This window comes from Aliikangiella aequoris (assembly GCF_053709105.1).
Window position 1 is genome coordinate 1,108,947 of the sequence record NZ_CM132298.1, and the last position, 21,069, is coordinate 1,130,015.

The 21,069-nt window shown below is 39.4% G+C and carries 22 protein-coding genes; 8 read left to right on the forward strand and 14 right to left on the reverse strand.

What is annotated here, in order from left to right; genetic code table 11:
• Positions 1-56 precede the first annotated feature (56 nt).
• Positions 57-698: an energy transducer TonB gene (locus ACUR5C_RS04900; RefSeq protein ID WP_454467244.1), complete on the forward strand. Its 642-nt coding sequence runs from the start codon at positions 57-59 to the stop codon at positions 696-698.
• A gap of 111 nt (positions 699-809) precedes the next feature.
• Here ACUR5C_RS04900 and ACUR5C_RS04905 read toward each other — a convergent pair whose 3' ends face one another.
• Positions 810-2,081 carry a 6-phosphofructokinase gene (locus tag ACUR5C_RS04905; protein ID WP_454467245.1) on the reverse strand — a complete coding sequence of 424 codons (1,272 nt, stop codon included), beginning with the start codon at positions 2,079-2,081 and terminating at the stop codon, positions 810-812.
• 252 nt (positions 2,082-2,333) lie between these two features.
• Here ACUR5C_RS04905 and mpl point away from each other — a divergent pair, with 252 nt between their 5' ends.
• From mpl to ACUR5C_RS04925, 4 genes are all read left to right on the forward strand, one after another.
• The gene (gene mpl, locus ACUR5C_RS04910) at positions 2,334-3,725 is read left to right on the forward strand and encodes a UDP-N-acetylmuramate:L-alanyl-gamma-D-glutamyl-meso-diaminopimelate ligase (protein WP_454467246.1); all 1,392 of its coding nucleotides are present in this window, start codon (positions 2,334-2,336) and stop codon (positions 3,723-3,725) included.
• A gap of 9 nt (positions 3,726-3,734) precedes the next feature.
• The gene (locus ACUR5C_RS04915; RefSeq protein WP_454467247.1) at positions 3,735-4,364 is read left to right on the forward strand and encodes a flavin prenyltransferase UbiX; all 630 of its coding nucleotides are present in this window, start codon (positions 3,735-3,737) and stop codon (positions 4,362-4,364) included.
• An 82-nt stretch (positions 4,365-4,446) separates the two neighbouring features.
• Positions 4,447-5,367 carry an ABC transporter ATP-binding protein gene (locus tag ACUR5C_RS04920; RefSeq protein WP_454467248.1) on the forward strand — a complete coding sequence of 307 codons (921 nt, stop codon included), beginning with the start codon at positions 4,447-4,449 and terminating at the stop codon, positions 5,365-5,367.
• A 41-nt stretch (positions 5,368-5,408) separates the two neighbouring features.
• On the forward strand, positions 5,409-6,182 hold the full coding sequence (locus ACUR5C_RS04925) for an ABC transporter permease (RefSeq protein ID WP_454467249.1): 774 nt from the start codon (positions 5,409-5,411) through the stop codon (positions 6,180-6,182).
• 2 nt (positions 6,183-6,184) lie between these two features.
• Here ACUR5C_RS04925 and ACUR5C_RS04930 read toward each other — a convergent pair whose 3' ends face one another.
• Positions 6,185-6,856 (reverse strand): TIGR01621 family pseudouridine synthase, encoded by a 672-nt coding sequence (locus tag ACUR5C_RS04930; protein ID WP_454467250.1) that lies wholly within the window; start codon positions 6,854-6,856, stop codon positions 6,185-6,187.
• Positions 6,857-7,140: 284 nt separating this feature from the next.
• Here ACUR5C_RS04930 and ACUR5C_RS04935 point away from each other — a divergent pair, with 284 nt between their 5' ends.
• Entirely contained in the window at positions 7,141-7,509 is a 369-nt protein-coding gene (locus tag ACUR5C_RS04935) for a response regulator (RefSeq protein ID WP_454467251.1), read from the forward strand.
• Positions 7,510-7,670: 161 nt separating this feature from the next.
• Here ACUR5C_RS04935 and ACUR5C_RS04940 read toward each other — a convergent pair whose 3' ends face one another.
• Positions 7,671-9,419, reverse strand: coding sequence for an ATP-binding protein (locus ACUR5C_RS04940; RefSeq protein ID WP_454467252.1), 1,749 nt, complete (start codon positions 9,417-9,419; stop codon positions 7,671-7,673).
• A 112-nt stretch (positions 9,420-9,531) separates the two neighbouring features.
• A complete protein-coding gene (locus tag ACUR5C_RS04945) occupies positions 9,532-10,437 on the reverse strand; it encodes a ketopantoate reductase family protein (RefSeq protein WP_454467253.1) in 906 nt (301 codons plus the stop codon).
• Between the two features lie 130 nt (positions 10,438-10,567).
• Here ACUR5C_RS04945 and ACUR5C_RS04950 point away from each other — a divergent pair, with 130 nt between their 5' ends.
• Positions 10,568-12,124, forward strand: a complete 1,557-nt coding sequence (locus tag ACUR5C_RS04950) for an AmpG family muropeptide MFS transporter (protein ID WP_454467254.1) — start codon at positions 10,568-10,570, stop codon at positions 12,122-12,124.
• A gap of 20 nt (positions 12,125-12,144) precedes the next feature.
• Here the strand turns inward: ACUR5C_RS04950 and ACUR5C_RS04955 are convergent, their stop codons facing one another.
• The 5 genes from ACUR5C_RS04955 to ACUR5C_RS04975 all read right to left on the reverse strand — a co-directional run bounded on the left by ACUR5C_RS04955 (position 12,145) and on the right by ACUR5C_RS04975 (position 17,043).
• Positions 12,145-13,173, reverse strand: a complete 1,029-nt coding sequence (locus tag ACUR5C_RS04955) for an ABC transporter permease (protein WP_454467255.1) — start codon at positions 13,171-13,173, stop codon at positions 12,145-12,147.
• A gap of 10 nt (positions 13,174-13,183) precedes the next feature.
• Entirely contained in the window at positions 13,184-14,065 is an 882-nt protein-coding gene (locus ACUR5C_RS04960) for an ABC transporter ATP-binding protein (RefSeq protein WP_454467256.1), read from the reverse strand.
• 103 nt (positions 14,066-14,168) lie between these two features.
• Positions 14,169-14,936 (reverse strand): TIGR04219 family outer membrane beta-barrel protein, encoded by a 768-nt coding sequence (locus ACUR5C_RS04965; RefSeq protein WP_454467257.1) that lies wholly within the window; start codon positions 14,934-14,936, stop codon positions 14,169-14,171.
• A gap of 186 nt (positions 14,937-15,122) precedes the next feature.
• The gene (locus ACUR5C_RS04970) at positions 15,123-15,701 is read right to left on the reverse strand and encodes a YajG family lipoprotein (RefSeq protein WP_454467258.1); all 579 of its coding nucleotides are present in this window, start codon (positions 15,699-15,701) and stop codon (positions 15,123-15,125) included.
• A 187-nt stretch (positions 15,702-15,888) separates the two neighbouring features.
• Positions 15,889-17,043 carry a methyltransferase gene (locus tag ACUR5C_RS04975; RefSeq protein WP_454467259.1) on the reverse strand — a complete coding sequence of 385 codons (1,155 nt, stop codon included), beginning with the start codon at positions 17,041-17,043 and terminating at the stop codon, positions 15,889-15,891.
• A 210-nt stretch (positions 17,044-17,253) separates the two neighbouring features.
• On the opposite strand from ACUR5C_RS04975, the gene ACUR5C_RS04980 reads away from it, so the two are divergent.
• Positions 17,254-17,622, forward strand: coding sequence for a response regulator (locus ACUR5C_RS04980; protein ID WP_454467260.1), 369 nt, complete (start codon positions 17,254-17,256; stop codon positions 17,620-17,622).
• Here the strand turns inward: ACUR5C_RS04980 and ACUR5C_RS04985 are convergent.
• The 5 genes from ACUR5C_RS04985 to dapD all read right to left on the reverse strand — a co-directional run bounded on the left by ACUR5C_RS04985 (position 17,619) and on the right by dapD (position 21,060).
• Positions 17,619-17,822: a DUF2897 family protein gene (locus ACUR5C_RS04985; RefSeq protein WP_454467261.1), complete on the reverse strand. Its 204-nt coding sequence runs from the start codon at positions 17,820-17,822 to the stop codon at positions 17,619-17,621. The genes ACUR5C_RS04980 and ACUR5C_RS04985 overlap by 4 nt on opposite strands.
• Before the next feature lie 100 nt (positions 17,823-17,922).
• The gene (locus ACUR5C_RS04990) at positions 17,923-18,615 is read right to left on the reverse strand and encodes a M15 family metallopeptidase (protein ID WP_454467262.1); all 693 of its coding nucleotides are present in this window, start codon (positions 18,613-18,615) and stop codon (positions 17,923-17,925) included.
• A gap of 10 nt (positions 18,616-18,625) precedes the next feature.
• Positions 18,626-19,768 (reverse strand): succinyl-diaminopimelate desuccinylase, encoded by a 1,143-nt coding sequence (gene dapE, locus ACUR5C_RS04995; RefSeq protein WP_454467263.1) that lies wholly within the window; start codon positions 19,766-19,768, stop codon positions 18,626-18,628.
• A gap of 44 nt (positions 19,769-19,812) precedes the next feature.
• The gene (locus ACUR5C_RS05000; RefSeq protein WP_454467264.1) at positions 19,813-20,172 is read right to left on the reverse strand and encodes a Spx/MgsR family RNA polymerase-binding regulatory protein; all 360 of its coding nucleotides are present in this window, start codon (positions 20,170-20,172) and stop codon (positions 19,813-19,815) included.
• A 63-nt stretch (positions 20,173-20,235) separates the two neighbouring features.
• On the reverse strand, positions 20,236-21,060 hold the full coding sequence (gene dapD, locus ACUR5C_RS05005; protein ID WP_454467265.1) for a 2,3,4,5-tetrahydropyridine-2,6-dicarboxylate N-succinyltransferase: 825 nt from the start codon (positions 21,058-21,060) through the stop codon (positions 20,236-20,238).
• Positions 21,061-21,069 lie beyond the last annotated feature (9 nt).

Genomic DNA, 21,069 nt, shown 5'->3' on the forward strand with positions numbered 1-21,069 from the left:
TTTTAATTTTGTTTACGTTTTTAATAGTGTCGAACAGATAAAAACAGGGGTAAGAAATGAGTAAATTAGTATCGGTAATATTCGCTAGCATTTTTGCATTTATGTTATTTGCTTTAATGAACTTGATGATTCAGCAAAAGGTTGATGCGCAACCGCAAACTTTGACCAAGGTTGATTTTGTTGAAGTACCTAAACTTGATGATATCAAAATAAAGCCAATTCCCCCGAAAACCAAAAAGTTACCAGAGTTAACGCATCAAGAGCAGCCCCAATCGATTGTGTCTGTACCACCAAAAAAAACGCAAAAGCTTCCGCCAAAAGCACCGATTAAGCCATCGCTTGAAGGCTCATTGCGTGACTTTACGAGTCATCATTACTCTGACGATTCATGGGTTGGGATAGACGCAAGTAACGGTCATGCTGAACTAGCACCAAGAGTTAGAATCGCGCCAATGTATCCTGTGGACGCTGCTAAAGATAACGTTCAAGGTTATGCCAAAGTGCAGTTTGATATCAGCGAAGCTGGCCATCCATTTAATATTCGTGTAATCGAGTCACGACCTAAAGGTTTTTTTGAAAAGTCGTCACGAAGAGCGGTTTCTAAATGGCGCTATAACCCGCAAATTAATGCCGGTAAAGCAACGGTTGTCAAAGATCAGGTGGTTGTCCTTGACTATAAACTAGAGAGTGAAGCCTAATAAAGTATTAAAGGCAATTACCTAATCTGAAAAGGTTGTTTGTTACTAGAGTGTCTGCGGGTAAAAAGGGCAAGCGCAATTAATGGCTTGCCCTTTTTTAAGGTTGGTTATTTAAATAGAAAACTTTTTCTTTAGTTTCTTTTTAACCGGCTCATTTTTAAGCGTAACATATTGAGGGAGTCCATTTTTGTACGGCGGGTAAGACTCACCTTTAATTAGAGGAAGCAAGTAGTCTCTGCAAGCTTCAGTAATATGCATACCATCTCGGCTAATAAAATTACGTGGCATCATTTTTTCTACATTGGCAACGTCAGCTAAATTCGCTTCACCAATAGTCCAGCTATACTTTTTAGTGTTCTTGCGCACAATGGTTGGCATTACCGCATTTTTTCCACTGACTGCAAGCTCTACTGCCGCCTTACCCATTGCGTAGGCTTGTTCGACATCGGTTTCTGAAGCAATATGGCGCGCGGCACGTTGTAAGTAGTCGGCAACTGCCCAGTGATATTTAAATCCTAGTTCGTCTTTTACCATTTGTGCTACAACTGGCGCTACACCACCAAGTTGCTTATGGCCAAAGGCGTCAACTGAGCCCGCATCAGCTAAGAAAGTTCCATCTTTATAAGCGGCACCTTCCGAAACGACAATGGCACAATAGCCGTATTTTTTAACACAACGATTGACTCGTTTTAAAAATTTTTCTTTATTAAATGGAATTTCAGGAAACAAAATAATATGCGGTGAGTCACCTTCTTTTTCTGCTGCTAAGCCTCCAGCTGCGGCTATCCAGCCCGCATGACGCCCCATAACTTCAAGTACGAACACTTTAGTTGAAGTTTTAGCCATAGAAGCAACATCAAAGCCGGCTTCTCTAATGGAAACTGCGACATATTTAGCCACACTTCCGAATCCTGGACAGTTATCGGTGATAGGTAAGTCGTTGTCGACCGTTTTAGGAATACCAACACAGGTTATTGGGTAACCCATGGTTTCGCTTAATTGCGACACTTTATGAGCTGTATCCATTGAATCTCCACCGCCATTGTAGAAAAAATAGCCGATGTCGTGTGCTTTAAAAACTTCAATCAGCCTTTCGTATTCTGCGCGGTTCTCTTCAAGACTCTTGAGTTTATATCGACAAGAGCCAAAAGCGCCTGAAGGGGTATGCTTTAATGCTGCAATATCTTTTTTAGATTCTTTGCTAGTATCAATTAAGTCTTCGGTAAGTGCACCTATAATGCCGTTTCTGCCCGCATAGACTTTGCCTATTTTTGACTTATGTAAGCGCGCGGTTTCGATTAAACCACAAGCCGAAGCGTTTATAACTGCGGTTACACCGCCTGACTGAGCATAAAATGCGTTTTGCTTTTTTTTGGCGACCATAAGTGACTCCTGACAAATCTAAAAATAATGACGATTAAGTTTGGCGTATTATAAAGCAAATAAAATATAGATTGGTTATTTTTTAGGGGTTTTATTGCGCTCGCGAGCGTTAGAGGCGGCTTTTACTGGTTTTTATTTCTACCTAAGTTTTGTGATTTATCATTCCTAGCGTGGCTAATTGAGTTAATCATTATGAAAAGAGAGAATGGTGTTATAATTCTTGCCATAATGAAGCAGTTAAAGAGAGATTTTATGCATTTGCACATTTTAGGCATCTGTGGAACTTTTATGGGCGGCGTAGCGCGCTTAGCAATACAAAAAGGTTATACGGTTACTGGTTCTGATCAAAACTGTTATCCGCCGATGAGTACTCAACTGGAGGCCATGGGGGTTGATATACATCAAGGCTTTGACGCCGAACAACTAAAGCCAGAGCCTGACTGTGTGGTTGTGGGAAATGCCCTAAGTAGAGGGATCCCCGCCATTGAAGCGATGCTAAACTCCAATCAGAAATATTTGTCGGGACCGCAGTGGTTAAAGGAAAATATTCTTCATGATAAGTGGGTTATTGCAGTGTCTGGCACCCATGGAAAAACCTCTACCGCTAGTATGGTGACTTGGATATTAGAGGCTAACGGTTATAACCCAGGCTTTTTGATTGGTGGAGTTTTAGAAAACTTTAGCGCATCAGCTCGCTATACTGACTCCCCATTTTTTGTCGTAGAGGCGGATGAGTACGATACTGCATTTTTCGACAAGCGCTCTAAATTTGTTCATTATCGAGCGCGCACCACTATTATAAATAATTTAGAGTTTGATCATGCGGATATTTTTGATGACCTAGCCGCTATTGAAAACCAGTTTCATCACTTAGTAAGAACCATTCCTCAAAATGGGATTATCATTCATCCACAGCAAAGCGAAGCGATAAATCGGGTTCTAGAGCGAGGCTGTTGGTCGCCAACCAATGATTTTTCCGTTGATAAAAACGATGCCTACTGGTTTGCGAAAAAACTATCTGCTGACGGCAGTCAGTGTGAGGTGTTTTATCAAGGTGAACTGCAAGGCGAGCTAAACTGGAGTTTGATTGGCGATCATAATGTCAACAATGCACTAGCCGCGATTGCTGCGGCTTATCATGTCGGGGTTAAACCTTGCGATGCAGTAAAAGCATTAGCAAGCTTTAAAAATGTAAAACGACGCATGGAGCTACGCGGAGAAATTAACCAAATTCGGGTGTTCGACGACTTTGCTCATCATCCAACCGCAATTGCCTCAACCGTTGCAGGTTTAAGGAACCAAGTTAATCAAGCAAAAATTATTGCGATTGTTGATCTGCGTTCGAACACGATGAAAATGGGAGTACATAAAGATCGCTTACTTGATTCGGTTAAAGTCGCCGATGAAGTGATTTTTCATATTCCCGAAAGTGTGACTTGGGATTTCTCTCCCGTTGACAAGGTCAATTACTCGGTGATGCATTCAGCTAAAGCAATCGCAGAAAAAGTATCAGCTTCGGCCCAGAAAGGGGATAACTTGTTAGTGATGAGTAACGGTGGTTTTGATGGAATTCATCTCCAATTACTCGACTTATTGGCGCGAAAGTTTTCGTCACATGAAGCATCTACATCAGTTGAACATTAGGAAATATAAATGAGTGAGCTACCGAGTCAGAAACATTCACAAATTACACTTGGTATTACAGGGGCATCAGGTGCAATCTATGCTCTGACTTTATTGCGTCAATTAACCCAGCATTATCAGCAAGTCCACGTGTTGTTGAGTGATGCTGCGCGAATAGTCATGGCGACTGAAGCCGATTTAAAATTAGCGGAAAACCCGGCTAAAATTGCGCTGGCTTTAACTGAGTATTGTCAGTGTGATGCGGAAAAAATCAAAGTTTATAGTAAAGACAATTGGTTTTCGCCACTAGCAAGCGGTAGTGCCGCACCAAAACAAATGGTGATTGCTCCAGCGAGCATGGGCTGTGTTTCTGCTATTGCACAGGGAGCGAGCAATACGCTATTAGAAAGGGCCGCCGATGTAGTTTTAAAGGAAAAGGGTGAGCTTATTTTGCTACCCAGAGAAATGCCGTTTTCTACTATTCATTTAAGGAATATGCTGAGTCTCAGTGAAATGGGGGTTACTATTATGCCCGCAGCGCCAGGTTTTTATCATAAGCCGCAGTCAATTCAAGACTTAGCAGATTTTGTAACTTCGCGAATATTGCACCATTTAGGTATTGATAACAACCTTTCACAGGCATGGGGCTATAAACGTTAGTGTGTGATTGAGCTGAGTTTATCGTTTAAGTTGTATTTAAGTAACAATGCTGAAATTAAAAAATAAAATTTAAGAGAGTGTTATGAGCGTAAAAGCCATTGAAATAAAAGATTTAACTAAAGTTTATGCCAATAAACTACAGGCGCTAAAAGGAATTTCTTTTGACGTAGAGCAGGGAGATTTTGTGGCGTTGCTAGGACCAAACGGAGCTGGTAAATCGACAACTATTGGTATCATATGCTCGCTAGTGAATAAAACGTCAGGCGAGGTTAAAGTGTTTGGTCACTCTATTGATTCAGAACTAGAAGCGGCTAAACGATGTATTGGGCTAGTTCCTCAAGAGTTTAATTTTTCTCAATTTGAAACCTGCCTACAAATTGTTGTGAACCAAGCTGGTTATTATGGCGTACCCAGAAAACAAGCAATTAAACGCGCAGAAGAAGTGCTTAAACAGTTGTCACTGTGGGATAAAAAAGATATCCCTTCGCGCCAGCTCAGTGGTGGAATGAAACGTCGCCTCATGATTGCTAGAGCGTTAATTCACAATCCAAAAGTTTTAATTTTAGATGAACCTACTGCTGGTGTTGACATAGAAATTAGACGCAGCATGTGGGAGTTTTTAGAAAAGTTAAATCAGCAAGGTACCAGTATTGTATTAACCACACACTATTTAGAAGAAGCTGAGCAGTTGTGTAAAAAAATTGCCATTATTAACAACGGCGAAATCATTGAAAATACCAGTATGAAAGATATTATTTCGCGACTTGACGTTGAGACTTTTGTTTTTGACGTAAACTCAACCCCAAAGACTTTGCCGTCCATTCAAGGCGTTGAATGTAGATTAAGAGACGATGGAAGTATTGAAGCAGATATTCCTAAAGGTACGCCGATTAATGAAATATTTAACTGGTTTAGTCAGCAAGGCATTGCGGTAAGCTCTATGCGCAATAAAGCTAATCGTTTAGAAGAATTATTTGTGCGCTTAACAGAAAAAAGAATTTAACAAAAAGAATAAACTTAAAACTAATTTTGGAATGATTTGTCATGTATAACAAACAAGCTTTTATCGCACTGTATAGCATTTTAATAAAGGAAGTCACTCGCTATTTTAGAATTTGGGTGCAAACCTTGCTACCACCGGCAATTACCATGAGTTTATACTTTGTGATTTTTGGTCAATTAATTGGTAGCAGAGTAGGCGAAATGGATGGGGTCAGTTACATTGAATATATAACTCCTGGAATTATTATGATGTCCGTCATCACCAACTCCTATTCTAATGTGGTGAGTTCTTTTTTTAGTGCCAAATTTCAGCGTAGCATAGAAGAAATGTTGGTGAGCCCCGTTCCAACTTTATTTATTTTACTTGGATATATTTTTGGCGGAGTTACGCGCGGTTTGCTAACTGGGCTAATTGTTACTTTAGTCGCCAGTCAATTTGTTAATATTCAAATACACCACTGGGGCATACTAATATTTGTAGTCACGCTAACCTCCATGTTATTTGCAACAGGCGGCTTGGTGAATGCTATTTTTGCTAAAAAGTTTGACGATATTTCGATCGTCCCCACCTTTATATTAACCCCGTTAACCTATCTAGGGGGTGTGTTTTATTCTATCAAATTATTACCTGAGTTTTGGCAAAACGTATCGCTTGGAAACCCTATTTTGTATATGGTAAATGCGTTTCGATATGGTTTCTTAGGTTTTTCTGATATTGATATTAGTGTCGCTTTAATCTTAATTTCTAGCTTCATTGTTGCACTATTTTCTTTAGCTTATTACTTGCTTGATAAAGGCATTGGCATAAGAAGCTAAATTTAAGTCTCAACAGAATGAAGTATTTCAGTGGTTTTTAAATGAGTAAACCAATGGCCTGTAGTTGGATTGCATTGAACTTTTATTGGTTGGTTATGCCAATTAAATCTGAGCGAATAAGCATGCAGATAGGCTCGGTCAGACTGCTCTCCTTTATAGCGAGTGTCACCAAGTATAGGTGCGCCTAGAGATTTTAACGCCACTCTTATTTGGTGGGTTTTTCCTGTTTTAGGGCTAACTTTAAAGAGCCTTATGTTAGGTTCAATTGAGTAGGTTTTAAACGCTGTAATGGCTGGATTAGTTTTGGTTTTAACGAGCTTCCAGCTTCCGCCGCGAGATTTTTGCATGTCTCCTATAATTGAACCTTGCTTTTTTTTGGGCTTTTGGTTGCTAATAGCAAGGTAGACCTTTTCAATAAGTCGTTCGCTAAAAAGCGCTTCAAAGTGCTTTGCGGCAGCTGCATTACATGCAAATATGATGCAGCCAGAGGTGATTTTATCGAGTCTATGTACTGGCCAAAAACGTTTTGTAGAGCTTAAGTGAGCTAAACTTTGGGTGACTAAAGATACTAATCCAGGGCTTTGTTCATCATGAAACGAGAGAGGTGCTGGCTTATTAATAACGATAAAGTCTTGGTGTTGAAATAGCACTTCAATTAGGGACTGAGTCTGCATATTGCTTACCATGCTATGGATTGAAATGATTAAATTAATGCAAAATAATGCCATTGAATGGCCAAATTTGTAACATTTAACTGAGATATTGCGCTTTAACGAGCTATTTTACCTTAAATTAGCTAATGTTAAATCGATACTTGTTGTTTAGAGGTTATATTCCGATATAATCGAGGAATGAAAGTACAGTCGTTGTTTCGATGGACAATATTAAAAATGATGATGGATTGCAAAAATAAACTGTCGAGCAGTATTAGGGAAAAAGGGATTTAAAGGGTTTTTAGATGGCTTTAGTATTAATAGTGGATGATGACCCGCAAATGTTGCGGCTTTTGACCGATGTTGTTGAACTTGATGCGCACGATGTGCTTTTGGCGCAAGATGGAGCGATGGCGGTTGAATACTTTGAACATCATACCCCCGATCTCATGATTACCGATATACTAATGCCCAATAAAGAGGGGCTAGAGTTAATTTCGGAAATTAGAGAAAAATTCCCTCATATTAAAATTATTGCTTATTCTGGGGGCGGTTCAGCTGATCCCGAGAGTTATCTAGAGTTTGCTATTGGCATGGGGGCCGATAGAGTATTCAGTAAACCTATGCCGCTTGGTGAGCTACGCCAAGAAATACAGCACTTGCTTGAAAAATAGCCATTGTCAAATTACCCCTTTAATCGGGTTTTATTCACTTAGTTCTTAACGCCATAGTGTTACCTTACGAGCAAAGCAGCCTCTTGAAATGTTTTGTTTATCAAGAGGCGGCTAGTAAAACACTCTTTAGGTGAATTTTGAATGCTTAATTAAATCACTGCTTATTCGTCTAAGCGAATGGTAAACCAAAATTGACTTCCTTTACCCGGTTCGCTAATGACACCAATTTCACCACCCATTAACTCTGCCAGGTTTTTAGATACGATAAGTCTTAATCGGCCTGCAAAGCTACTATTAGTTAATTTGGTCGATTGCTCAAGTGAGTCAAACAACCCTTTTTGCGCCTCAAACGGAATCCCAACACCAGAGTCTTTTATAGTAAACCTTAGAAATTTCTGACTTTCTTTGGTCACTAAGTCGGCATATAAAGAAACCTCTCCTTCCTTAGTAAAGCGAACGGCATTGCCAAGTAAATTGCGAAGAATTTGTCTAATCCTTGCTTCATCAGAGGTTGTTGATGCGGGTACTTCAGGATCAGTACTGGCCTGTAAAGATAAACCTTTATCATTGGCATAATGCGAAATTTCTGAGGAAAGCTCATCGACTAGCTCTCGTACGCTGAATGATTTTGGTTTTAGTCTTAGCATGCCAGCGTCTAGTTTAGAAAAGTCTAAAATATTATTGAGATTGTCTACGAGAGTGCGGGTAGAGCGCTTGGCGATATTTAAAAGTTGGCGTGGCTCAGATTCAAATTGATATTCCGAGAGTAGCTTTAACATGCTCACAACTGACTTCATCGGAGTAGTGATTTCATCACCCATTCTAGATAAGAACTCCGATTTCAATTTAGGCGCAGCAAATGCCGTGTCTCGCTCTTGCTTTAAGGCCGTCACTTTAGCTTTGGCTGCTGCTTCACTTTCTTTATACTTACGCAACTCTAAAGAGAGGCTTTTCTTTTGTTGCAGCAATTGTTCTATTCGTTGTTTTATAGATGCTGTGACTTGAGACAGTTTTGGATCTTTGGTTAAGCTACTGAGTGTTTCTAGGCGCTGTATTTGCTCATTCACTGGAAGCTGAAGATCTAAAGTGTCATCAAGTATATCTAGCGAAGCTTGAGATGCCTTAACTTGAGTCGCTACAAGAAAAGTTGCAAGGCCTGCAATAAGCAGCGCAATGACCGAAAGTATATTACTTAAAGAAATTGTAGGCGGCGGCGAAACCAGAAGAACGAGACTCCACAGCGAAGAGTTAATCGACTTTGGCCAGGTTACTTCGACTAGCTGATAGTCTTGCAGGGCAGGGTTGTTATCAACGCTAACCGCTTCAATTTTACCATTTTGCACAACGGCTGTTTTGACTTTGGTTAAGTAATGGAATGATTTTAAAGTGGCGCTGTTTAGCAACTTAACCCCAACGATAGCGCCTATTACTTGGTTTTCAATATTTTTGATTGGCGTTAATATTAAAATTGCAGGCTCACCCCTGAATATTTGGAGTAAACTGACGCTCGACTCCGTTTGGTACATTCTCGTGAGAGGCGTTTTTATTTCTGCAAACTGGCCTGGTAAAGAGGCTTTCTCAAAGTACATCACGTTGTTACTTTTAGCGTGTACGCCTAATAACGATAAACCTGCCGCGGTATAAAGCGGCTTCTGTGATGATAGCCAAAACGACCATTCGCTCACTGGAGTGGCTTGCCAAAAAGCATTAAATGAAAGTGCGTCAATTGCACTATTTAAAGACGCTAAATTGCTGTTTAATTGCTCACTTAAAAGATTAGCGTTGGTTTGAGCTTGAGCAATATCTTGTTCAGGCAGTAGGTTTTTGTTGGAATGGCTAAAATAAACCAAGCTAGTTAGAATTAAACCGGCCAAAGCGGAAATTAAAATAGCAGTTTTTAATGGATTCATACGGATATCTCAGAAGAAAGTTTATTGTTATGATTGTTATGCCTTTAAGAATATCAGAAGATCTTGATTTCTTCCGACTTTCTAAGCGAAATTGTGATCTAGTTAGATTGCCTTATAACAATTTGATTTGTTGAATGATTTCATTATGCTTAGTTAAACTGAAACCAAGCTTTTGGGCCGTTTTTAAAAGGTAGCCATTAATAAAATCTATTTCAGTTTTATTTTTGCGTGCAATATCTTGTTGCATAGAAGAGTAGTTATTGGCGGTACTTAAGGCAACTTTTTCGATCCGCGACTTAATCTCATTAAAGGTTAGTTGGGGTAGCATAACGTCAATAATCGGTGTTAATTCATACAATAGCGCGTGAGCCTGTTCGTTTAATTGACCATTGTGCAAAATTTCGCCGTTAGTACAGTTATTAACCGCAGTGAGCGGATTAATAATCGCGTTAACTATCAATTTGATTAAAAGCAACTCTTTGTGAGATTGGCTCCACTGAGTTGGTGGTAATGCGCAATTAAGTAATTCAACAATGTCTTGCCATGGTGAACTAGCTGATACCAAACCTTGAAAGCCTAAATAGGTTTCTCCATTGCCGCTATGATTAACAATAAGCGAGTCTTTGTGGGGTTGTTGGTAAACGCCATGGCTAGTATAAGCTTGAATGACCCTAGCAGTTGGGAAGTAACGCTGGACTATTTCTTCTAAGCCAAGCCCATTCATCATTAGAATAATCGACTCGTCTTTAAATGCCTGTTTCGGTAAGCTATTACAAAGTGACTCTAACTGGTGTGCTTTAACACAAATTATAGTAACCGGCGCTGCTTGCCAATTTTTAATCGGAGTGTAGTCTAGCTCAACCCTAAAGCGATACTGTTTATTTACAAGTGATACCCTACGGCTAGCCTGAGGCTGTCTTGAATATAAATTAGCCAGCAAGCCTTGGCGTTTTAAATAGCACGCCCATAAGTGACCCATAGCGCCTGCGCCAATTATATTAAAACATGTGTTTGCCATGTGAAGTAAACGTTCTATTCATCAGTTCAAACAGGTAGTATAACGAGATAGTTTGTAAAATAGAAAGTGTAGAGTCGCTTTTAAACTAAGAAAAAACCAATAAGCCTCATTCAGTTTTTAGGGTAGAGTAATGCAGCAAGCGCAAATTAAGCCACGTAGTTGGTTAGAAACTATTCAGTTAATAATAAAGCCGCAAGTTTTAACCATGTTGTTTCTGGGGTTTTCTGCCGGGCTTCCATTTGCACTAATCTTTTCGTCACTCTCTTTATGGCTAAATGAAGCGGGAATTTCTAAAGCGACGGTCACTTATTTTAGCTGGGCTGGTCTTGCCTATTCGTTTAAATTTTTATGGGCACCTTTAATTGATAGGCTGCCGGTGCCATTTCTTACGTATCATTTAGGGCGTCGTCGTGGTTGGCTTTTATTGTCCCAACTTATGGTGATTAGTGCGATAGTTATTATGGGATCTATCAACCCAACAAGCGGTGAAAACTCGCTAGTACTAATGGCGTTTGCAGCAATTTATTTAGGCTTTGCTTCGGCAACTCAAGATATTGTGGTGGATGCTTATCGAATTGAAGTAGTTGATGTCGCCCTACAAGGCATTTTGTCTTCAACTTATTTTACGGGCTATCGGATCGCAATGATCGTTTCTGGAGCTGGAGCGCTTTATCTTGCAGGTTATTTAGGTTCAACCAAATTAAATTATAATTATGCTGCTTGGCAAGCAACTTATTATTGGATGGCGCTAATTATGTTAGTGGGGGTTGCAACTACGCTGATTATTCGCGAACCTAAGCTCAATAATGTTATTAAAACAGCCTACACTAATCGTCAGTATTTAAATTTTTTAGGTCTTTTTTGTAGTTGCATTATTGTATTAATTAGCACTTATCTTATTAGCGGGGACTTTTTTAGTTATTTTAAGTCGGTACTGTCAGATGGGCTTTCAAATCGAGCGTTAGCAAACTTTATTGGCGAGACTTCACAGCTCATCTTTGCAGCAGCAATCGTGGTGTTATTTGGACTTGTTCTTAATGCATTGGGCTTGGTTGAAAAGCAACTAGTTAAAGAAAACTATTGGCTTCCTATAAAAGACTTTTTTGATCGTTATGGGTTAAAAGTCGCATTCATTTTATTGCTATTTATTGGCTTTTATCGCGTCTCTGATATTGTCCTTGGCGTGATCGCAAATGTGTTTTACCAAGATATTGGATTTAGTAAACAAGAAATAGCCGAGGTATCGAAACTCTTTGGTGTGGTCGCAATGATAGTTGGAAGCTTTATCGGTGGTTTATTAACTATCCGCTACGGAATTCTGCGGATTTTAATGTTAGGCGCCATTTTAATTATATTAACTAATTTACTATTTATGTTGCTTGCACAAACTGGCTACAATATGAAAATGCTTTATTTTGTAATATCTGCTGATAACTTAGCTGCTGGAATCGCAACGGCTGCATTTTTGGCATTTTTAGCTAATATTACCAACGTGTCCTTTACTGCCGTTCAATACGCTATTTTTAGTTCTTTAATGACATTGTTTCCAAAAATTATTGGCGGCTACTCTGGCAGTATGGTTGAAAACTTAGGTTATCCCCAATTCTTTTTGATTGCTAGCTTAATGGGCGTACCGGTTTTATTTATACTGCTGCTATTAAATCGATACGTAAAGCTTAAAAATTAAGCGAGCATGAGTTACAACGCTTAAGTGCGATTGCTACCCCAATCAAATAGCATTGCGCCCAAGCTAAGAAAAACTGCGCTCATAACAAACAATATTAACAGGTGATCTGATATATCTGCCAAACCGGCGCCATCGGTCATGACTTCTCTTGCCGCTTCTAATATATGGGTAAGTGGAAAAATATTAGCAAGGTTTTGAATTAATTCAGAGCTGCCTTCTAACGAAAACCAAACGCCACTTAAAAACATCATGGGCCAAGAAACAAAGTTAAGCATGCCGCCAGTAAACTCTTCACTGCTGGAGCGAGAAGCAATCACTAAGCTAAGCGCAATTAAACTAATCGAGCCAACCAGGGCAATGATAAACAAGTTTAAAATATCGCCAATAATATAAAAATCGAGTAAAAAATTACTGCCAACAAATAACAAAGATGTAACGCACATGACGATAACTAAACGTGAAAGAATTTGTGCCGACAAAAATTCAAGTGCACTTAATGGCGTCGCTTGAAAACGTTTAAGTACGCCATTTTTGCGATACCTTACGATGACATAGCCAACGCCAAACAGACAACTAAACATCATGTTCATACCTAATATTCCAGGCATGACCCAATCAACATAGCGAATGGCTTTGCCGCTAGTTGCACTACGCTGCATTTGATGGTTATCCGCTAATAATAGCTGCTCTGCAATATACCCCTTAGAAGAGGTTTCATTTACCCAGTATTGTTGCGTGTTAAAATCAACCAGTAGATCGATTTTATGTTGGTCGACCTTGAGTATGGCATCAGACCTATTGTCATAATGAATGAAGTCGAAATATTTTAAGTTTAAAAAATCGCTTGCAGATTCAGAAGGAGTGGACTCAGCTTGTTTCGCTGGTAACTGGACAACTCCTATTTTATATAAAGCTCTGCCATCATTAGAAAACATAAATGAAAAGCCTAGCAATAGTAAAATCGGAAAGATAAAATTCCACGATAGCGATGCTCGATCTCTGACAAATTCTTTGTTTCTTGCAACAAATATAGCAAAAAATTTATTCATGTTATTGCTCTTACTGGCGTAGTTGATGTCCGGTTAACTTTATAAATAAGTCTTCTAAGTTTGGTGAGCGGACTTGTAGTCCGTCTAGCGGTACTTGATTTTCAAGTAAATGCTTAATGGTTTTATCAATATCGTTGCTCTCTATTTCTAGAGAGTGCTTAACTTGATTGTATGCGACACTGGCTAAATTTAATGCATCGCTAGTAATGGCGGGTAGTGAAGCGATCACTCCAGAAAAGTGTTGTTGTAGCATAGTTTGTGGCGAGCCTTGCTGGATTATTTGACCTTTATCAATAATCAATATTTCATCACACAAGGTTTCAGCTTCTTCCATATAGTGAGTGGTTAACAAAATGGTTTTGCGTTGTGATTTAATGTTTTCTATTAGTTGCCAAAAATTACGTCGTGATTGAGGGTCTAGACCTGTAGTTGGCTCATCTAAAAATATAATGTCTGGATCATTGAGCATGGCTAATGCCAATAAAAGCCGTTGCCGCTGACCGCCGGATAGCTTTCGCGTATCTTTGTTTAAAATTTCTTGCAGTGCGCAGGTTTCAATTAAATAGTCTTGAGAAAGCGACTTCTTATAAAAGCTCGCAAACATGGTTAATGTTTCTTGTACGGTTAAAAAGTCTTGAATTGCGGTGTGTTGGAATTGAATACCAATATTATGATAATAGTTTTTTCCTAGTGGCTGTGCATTAAATAAAATCTTCCCGCTCGTAGGCTTTAAAATGCCTTCCATCATTTCAATTGTTGTGGTTTTTCCCGCGCCATTTGGACCAAGTAAACCAAAGCATTGACCACGTTTAACGTTAAACGAAATATCATTTACCGCAACTGTGTCGTTAAACTCTTTACTTAGGTTAATAATTTCTAAAATATTTTGCATTAGCTTTTTCTGTAGGAATTAAAAAAGGGAATCAGTGGCCTGGTTCCCTTTTTATTGCTTAATAAACCTCGCCTAAATGTAGCTAGCGGGTCATTCTGAGGCGTTAAAAGTGATAGAAGGCACTCACATAGGCTCCGTCAAAGGTAACGTCTGCAGTAAATTGGTCGTCTACAACATCTAAATCAAAAGTTCTGTAACCGAGTTTTGCGCCAAACCCGATATCACTCTCATAACCAAGTGCAATAAGCATGTCTGATACTGAGTCGTCGTCATAACTGATAGCGTTTAACTCTGCATCAATGAAAAAACCGGTAAAAGGTAGATCAAATCGTGCTTTGGCATAAACTAGCGGAATAGTGAAGTCGATATTTTCACGCTCGTCAAGATTATTAGGCAAATCAAGGGTGCGCAGAGAAACTTCACCATCATATTGGCGTAAGGTTAAACCTAAATCTAAATTAACCCAATTGTCTAGAATTTCATAATAAAAGGTATATTCAATATTGCTTAGGTCGACCGTGGTTGCTACATCGGCGTTAGCACTATAGGTTTCTCCGGCAAATTGGATTTCTCTAACTAACGTATTGGTAGCAGAAGCATTAATATCTGATGATACTAATTTAAAGTTAGGAATAAATGGCAATGGGTGCTCTAACGAGGCCCAAATGATATTGTTTTTATCGTCGGTGTAGCCTAAGTCGTCTCTTAGGTTAATTTCGTCGCCTAAAACATTACCTGAATCAGAAGAAATTGTTCCGTCATAGTCTGTACTCCATTGATATGCGCCAACTTCAAAGCCTGCTATATCTGCTTGGGCGACTGGAATTGATGCAATACTTGCAATCGCTAAAACGCTCAGTAACTTTCTCATGGTTCTCTCTCTTATAGGTGAATACGCCATAATTATGGACTAAGTGATTAAAAAATGGGAGAAAAAATTTATAAATTGATAAAAACAAAGCTAATTTACAAATTCTTTCGACTAGCGGCTTAAAATAGAGGATAAAGTAGCGTTCTATTAAACGCTACGCTGCTCTATTATCTCTATTTAAGATTGTTAGTCTTGCGCTGCGGCTAAGTCTAATAATCCTGGATCATTTAAAATACTCGCTAGCTGTTCGCTAAGCAATTGGTTTACGGCACCTGTAACATCAAGCTCAGAGGCTGGGTTAGCGATTTCTTGTTGACTACGATTTTTAAATAGCTTTTCAAACTTTTTGCTTTGTTTGTTCGCTTTTAAGCGTAAATGCGATGTAACTTGAACGGTTGACTTAAAAAATGATTTTTCTATTTTGGTTTCAAGTGTTTCTATTTCTAACTCAATCGCCAGATCGGCGAGCAATTTATTGCTAATAATTTTAAATTGGTTACTTTTGAACTTGTTAATTAGTTTATTTCGTAAAGTTTCTGCCGTGTTAGCGGGGCCTGGTACATACATAATTGTATCGCTAGACTTTTGCTGCACGTCGCTGCGGCTGTCTGTAACGTCAATGGCAACAAGCTTAGCTAATTTTTGTAAGCTTTGGGTATTGCCGATTTCTGGATCAATACGATAGTTTAGCTTTGCCGGTGAGCAGCCGCCGATGAACAAACTAAGTAAGCAAAGTAAAAAAACAGATTGCATCTGTACACGCATTTTTGGGTCCTTGTATTATCTATTTTAGGTTATGTATAAAGTCGATTTGAAATTAACTTTACGCTATTTTTTAGGCGAACATTTTAACAGGCTTGTGAGGTAGAAGGTAATTTATTGTTGCTGATTTATGTAACAGAGTTTAAGAGCTTAAATTCAGGTTTTAAGAGATTAAATTCATAGATTAACTCTAGCGCCGAGGCTCTGATGCCTGCCACACGATAAACTTGGGGTCATTAGATATCGGCTTAACCTGATGAAATAAGCGTTTGAGTTCACCTGCGTACTTTAAGTGTCTATTCGCCACAACTCGCAACTCTCCTGTGCTGTTTAACGCTTTTGCAGATTGCTTGAACATTTTTTGGGCAATACTCAGAGTTTGAACATTTTGTTGATGAAACGGCGGATTGCATACAATAACGTCGAGCTTTGGAGTGTTTACCTGAGATAACACGTCACTATGAAAGAATTGTCCATTACTCAGTTTGTTAACCGCAAAGGTTGCTTTTGCGGACGCTACCGCTAAGAAAGACTCGTCCGCCAAATAAATATTTGCGCTAGGTGATCTTTTGGCTAAAGTTGCGCCAAGTACACCATTGCCACAACCCAAATCTAAAGCATTTTGATTGGCAGTCAGTTGCGGCAGGTGTTTCAGCATCACCGCCGCACCTAAATCTAACTTTGCACGAGAAAATACGCCCGGATATCCAAGCACTTCGAGGTTATCTGGATGGGTTTGATAACTTTTAAGATAGACTTCAGTTTTGACTTGGTTTTGGTATTTAGAAAAAATTAGCCTTGCTTTCTTTTTGGCTAATGATGTTCGCGTTGTACCAATGACTTTGCTAAAAATTTGCAAGTTGCTGTTATGTATCGTTTTAGTCATACCCGTCGCAATTATTTGAGCATTCGGTGTAAGCCATTGTTTTAATTGAGCAAGCTGGTAGGTTAGCAGGCTATTGTGCTTAGGCACTTGCATAACCACTAAATCGAAAGGTTTCGCTGTTGCAATATTCTGGATTAGTAGCTGTGGGTTAAAACTAGGCGTAAACTCCAGAAAATTAACCTGTTTAGTAAGGTTTAAATGACTTAAGTTGTTCTCAATGGCTATTTTAGACTGTAATGAATCTACCCAAACTGTCGGATTAAAGTGAGCGAGTGAAACGCTCAAAGCGCCAAACGCGTCATTAACGATTAAAATGTTGCTTTCAGGGCTAATTTTAAGCTCTTTTAAATGCTCTAGTAAGAGTTCATCAGCTGCGCTCCAGGCCCTGAGCGATTTATCGGAAGAGGGCGGAAAACGCTTTAAGTTGAGAGATTGAAGAGGCTGGAAGTCAGTTAACATGTTAATTTTTGCGTTAAAGTTATCGTAAAAAAGCTAAAAATATACTAAAAATGGATAATAATTTTTAGTATTTGATGCTTATTGCGTATTTTTGATCTATGCTTATTGAGATGAATGGAGCCAAAAGCCGTTATTAATCGGGCATTATAATGGTGTTCAAGTAAGGATGCAGCATACAGTATTATCCTTAACCTTAGTAGAATTAAAATAATGCAATTGTTAGTCGCTGACGATAATGACATCAACTTAAGAGTAGCCTGTGCTTACTTAAAAGCTTTAGGGGTTGCTCCAGACTCAATATTGACCGCCTCTAATGGTCGCGAAGCACAAGAAATGTGCAGCCAGCACAAGTTTGATTTAGTCTTTATGGATATTCAAATGCCTGAAATCGACGGACTAGAAGCAACTAAACATATCTTAGCTAATTTACCTCACAAACCCGCAATAGTAGCCCTTACGGCCAACACTTCAGTAGAAGCAGAGCAACAGTTTAAAGATGCAGGAATGCTCATGGTGATCCACAAGCCGGTCAACAAATCTGCTTTTCAAAATGCACTTAAGCTGGCAGTAGCAAGTTAATCTTTATCTTGCGGTGAGCGCTCCCGAGTTTTGGGCTCCGCTTCATCTGAACTACCCCAATCCTCTTCATCATCGAAGCCTGTTTTAGACTTATCATAGTTTTTAGGAAAGCGGTATTTGTTGGCCGTTTTGAGTAGAGTGATCATGCCGCCAATAATAAAGGCGAAAACTAAAATAATAACGATAATGGCAGTAGACAACTGAGGCCTCCTTGGATGCTAATTTAACAAGCTTTCGCTGTACTTAAGCCTAGACTACATGAGAATACTTGTGGGTGAAAATTTAATGATGAAAACTTTGCTATGCCGTTATAGGAGAGATATTGGTAAAGTAGTTGTTAACATAATGTTGATATTGCTGACTAATAAACTCACTGTTTTGAATGGTACTTTCCATTAGCGCTTTTTTGCATTTTTGATGATCGAAATTTTGCACAATTTGCTCACTTGAAAAGTGAGAAATATGCCAAGGCTCTTGCGCTACACCACCGTTATATTCGGCATAAGGCCTAAAAAATTGAAACTGAGTTAAATTGGCTTGTAGCCAAGTTTCTAGTTTTGCGCATGGCCCATTAGGTGCAAACTCCGCTGGGGTCAGTTCTACTTTATGGCCGTTTTTTATTGCATTAAGGTCAAAAATATCTAAATCTGTGCCCCAATGATGTCGGCTAAGACCCGGCAATGCCGACCATAAACTGATTGCTTTGTACTTTTCTATCGACGAAAGCGCATCCATATGCAGAGTTCTACCATGGCGTGAAACCACTGCGCGATGGCCTAACCACTTTTCGTTCCAGATTTTAAGTTGTTGTTCAAAGGAGCGAAAGCTGCTAATAACCGCAATCTCAATACCATCTTTTTGGGCGGCATTAATTAGCTTTTGCAGGTCAGTTACAATGTTAGGGTTTACTTGAACAACGGCCTTGTCTGACAATTTAAAGTCAACTAAATGAGACTGTTCAAGCCCAATCGATTGCTGCCAAGTCAGTTGCATTGTTAACCTTTTAGGTAAGTAGGTGCTTTAAAGTAAGATAGTAAATGTCGCTCAATTTACTCAGGTCGTCAATATTTACATTCTCGTTGATTTGATGAATGCTGGCATTAATTGGCCCCATTTCGACCACTTGAGCTCCGGTTTTAGCTATAAAGCGTCCATCCGAGGTACCTCCGCTAGTTTCTGCTGAAGGGTTGATGCCACAGACTGACTCGACTGCTTGCGACACCGCTTGAATTAATTCCGTTGATTGAGTAATAAAAGGCTCACCATTGAGCTTCCAAGTGAGTTCAAAGTCGCTACAGTGCTGTTTGACTAAAGTTTCAATTTGGTTTTGTATTTTTACTTGAGTTTGTTCGGTTGAGTAACGCAGGTTAAACTCCAAGTGTGCTTCTCCTGGTACCACATTGCTAGCTTCTCCGGCGTTTATTTGAGTCACCTGAAGGCTTGTAGGAGGGAAATATTGGTTGCCTTTATCCCATTCAATATTCGCCAACTGATCGATTAATAAAGCGGCTTTATGTAATGCATTGTCGGCAAGGTGAGGGTAAGCAACATGACCTTGAATGCCTTTTACCGTAAGCCAACCAGTTAGCGAACCGCGCCGACCTATTTTAATGACATCTCCAAGTTGTTGAGTTGACGATGGTTCACCCACAATTGCAAAGTCAATTGCTTGTTGGCGTTGCATTAAGGCTTCAACTACTTTAACCGTGCCATTAATAAAAGGGCCTTCTTCATCGCTGGTAATCAAAAAAGCTATTGCCCCTTTATGTTCTGGATAATCTTTTACAAATCGCGCGGTAGCGGTCATCATTGCTGCAATAGAGCCTTTCATATCTGCGGCACCTCGGCCGAATAATTGCCCATCTTTAATGGTTGGCTCAAAGGGGGGAGAAATCCAGTTGGCTAAGTTTCCGGGGGGGACCACATCTGTGTGGCCGGCAAAAACTAAAACCGGCTGCGCGTCTTGACGAATAGCCCAAAGGTTTTGGGTATCTTCAAAGTCCATTCTTTCAACTTTAAAATCAAGTAGGTTAAGAAAACGCTCGATTAAATCTTGGCACCCTGCATCAGTAGGCGTGACAGACTCTCTTGAAATAAGATCTTTGGCCAGTTCTAATGTGCTGGCTTGGAGTAAGTTGTTTGACATATATTTTCACTAGTGTTTTGTAAATTGACTATTTGGAGGGCTGATTAGTTTGCTAAAAACTTTGCTTCCCAGTCTTGCACTTTAAATCCAACGTCAAATTGATGATTAAAGGAAATTAAAGGGCGTTTAATTAATGCTGGTTTATCAATAATGAGTTGAACTAAAAAATCATTATCTTGATTGTTTTTTTGCGCATCAGTTAATTGCCGCCAAGTCGTTCCTCGTTTGTTAATTAATTTTTCTGCTCCCACTTCTTCTAGCCAAATATTGACTTGTTGAGGGGTAAGTTGAACGGTTTTAAAGTCGAAAAACTCAAACTCAATTTTATGGCTCTCAAGCCATTTTTTTGCTTTTTTGACCGTATCACAGTTTTTAATACCAAACATTTTTAAATCTTGAGGCATGTTTAAGTCTCTTATTAAGTGTGTCTACATTTTGCAAATGAAACCATTGATGACATTTGCGTTTTAGTCGATGCTTCTTAGTAATTCATTTACTGAAGTTTTAGAGCGAGTTTTCTCGTCCACTTGTTTTACTATAACCGCACAAGCTAAGCTATACTTTCCGTCTTCTGAGGGTAAGCTTCCTGGAACAACTACTGAGCCTGCAGGTACTCGGCCGTAGCTAATTTCACCGCTTTCTCGGTTGTAAATACGTGTACTTTGGCCAATAAATACGCCCATTGAAATAACGCTTCCTTTTTCTACAATAACACCTTCAACTATTTCGCTGCGCGCGCCAATAAAGCAGTCGTCTTCTATAATCGTTGGGTTAGCTTGAAGTGGTTCTAACACACCGCCAATACCAACACCGCCAGAAAGATGCACGTTTTTACCAATTTGTGCACAAGAACCGACGGTTGCCCAAGTATCAATCATTGCGCCTTCGTCAATATAAGCGCCAATATTGGTGTAGCTTGGCATTAAAACTACATTAGGTGCAACATAGCATCCATTGCGAACAATCGCTTGAGGAACGACCCTAACGCCCATTTTTTGAAACTCTTGCTCACTTGTCTGCGCAAATTTTAACGGTACTTTGTCGTAAAACTGAGTGTGTCCAGCGTCAATTTTTTGGTTTTCTAATACTCTAAATGAAAGTAAAACTGCTTTTTTTGCCCATTCATTAACTTGCCAACCACTGTCGGTAGGCTCAGCTACTCGCAGCTCTCCACTGTCTAGTAAGCTTATTGTCCGAGCGACTGCCGAAGCAACTTCTGGGGCAACGTTTTGTGGTGTAATCGTTGCACGCATTTCAAAAGCGCTTTCAATGGTTTCAATTAATTGCTTCATGTTTTTATC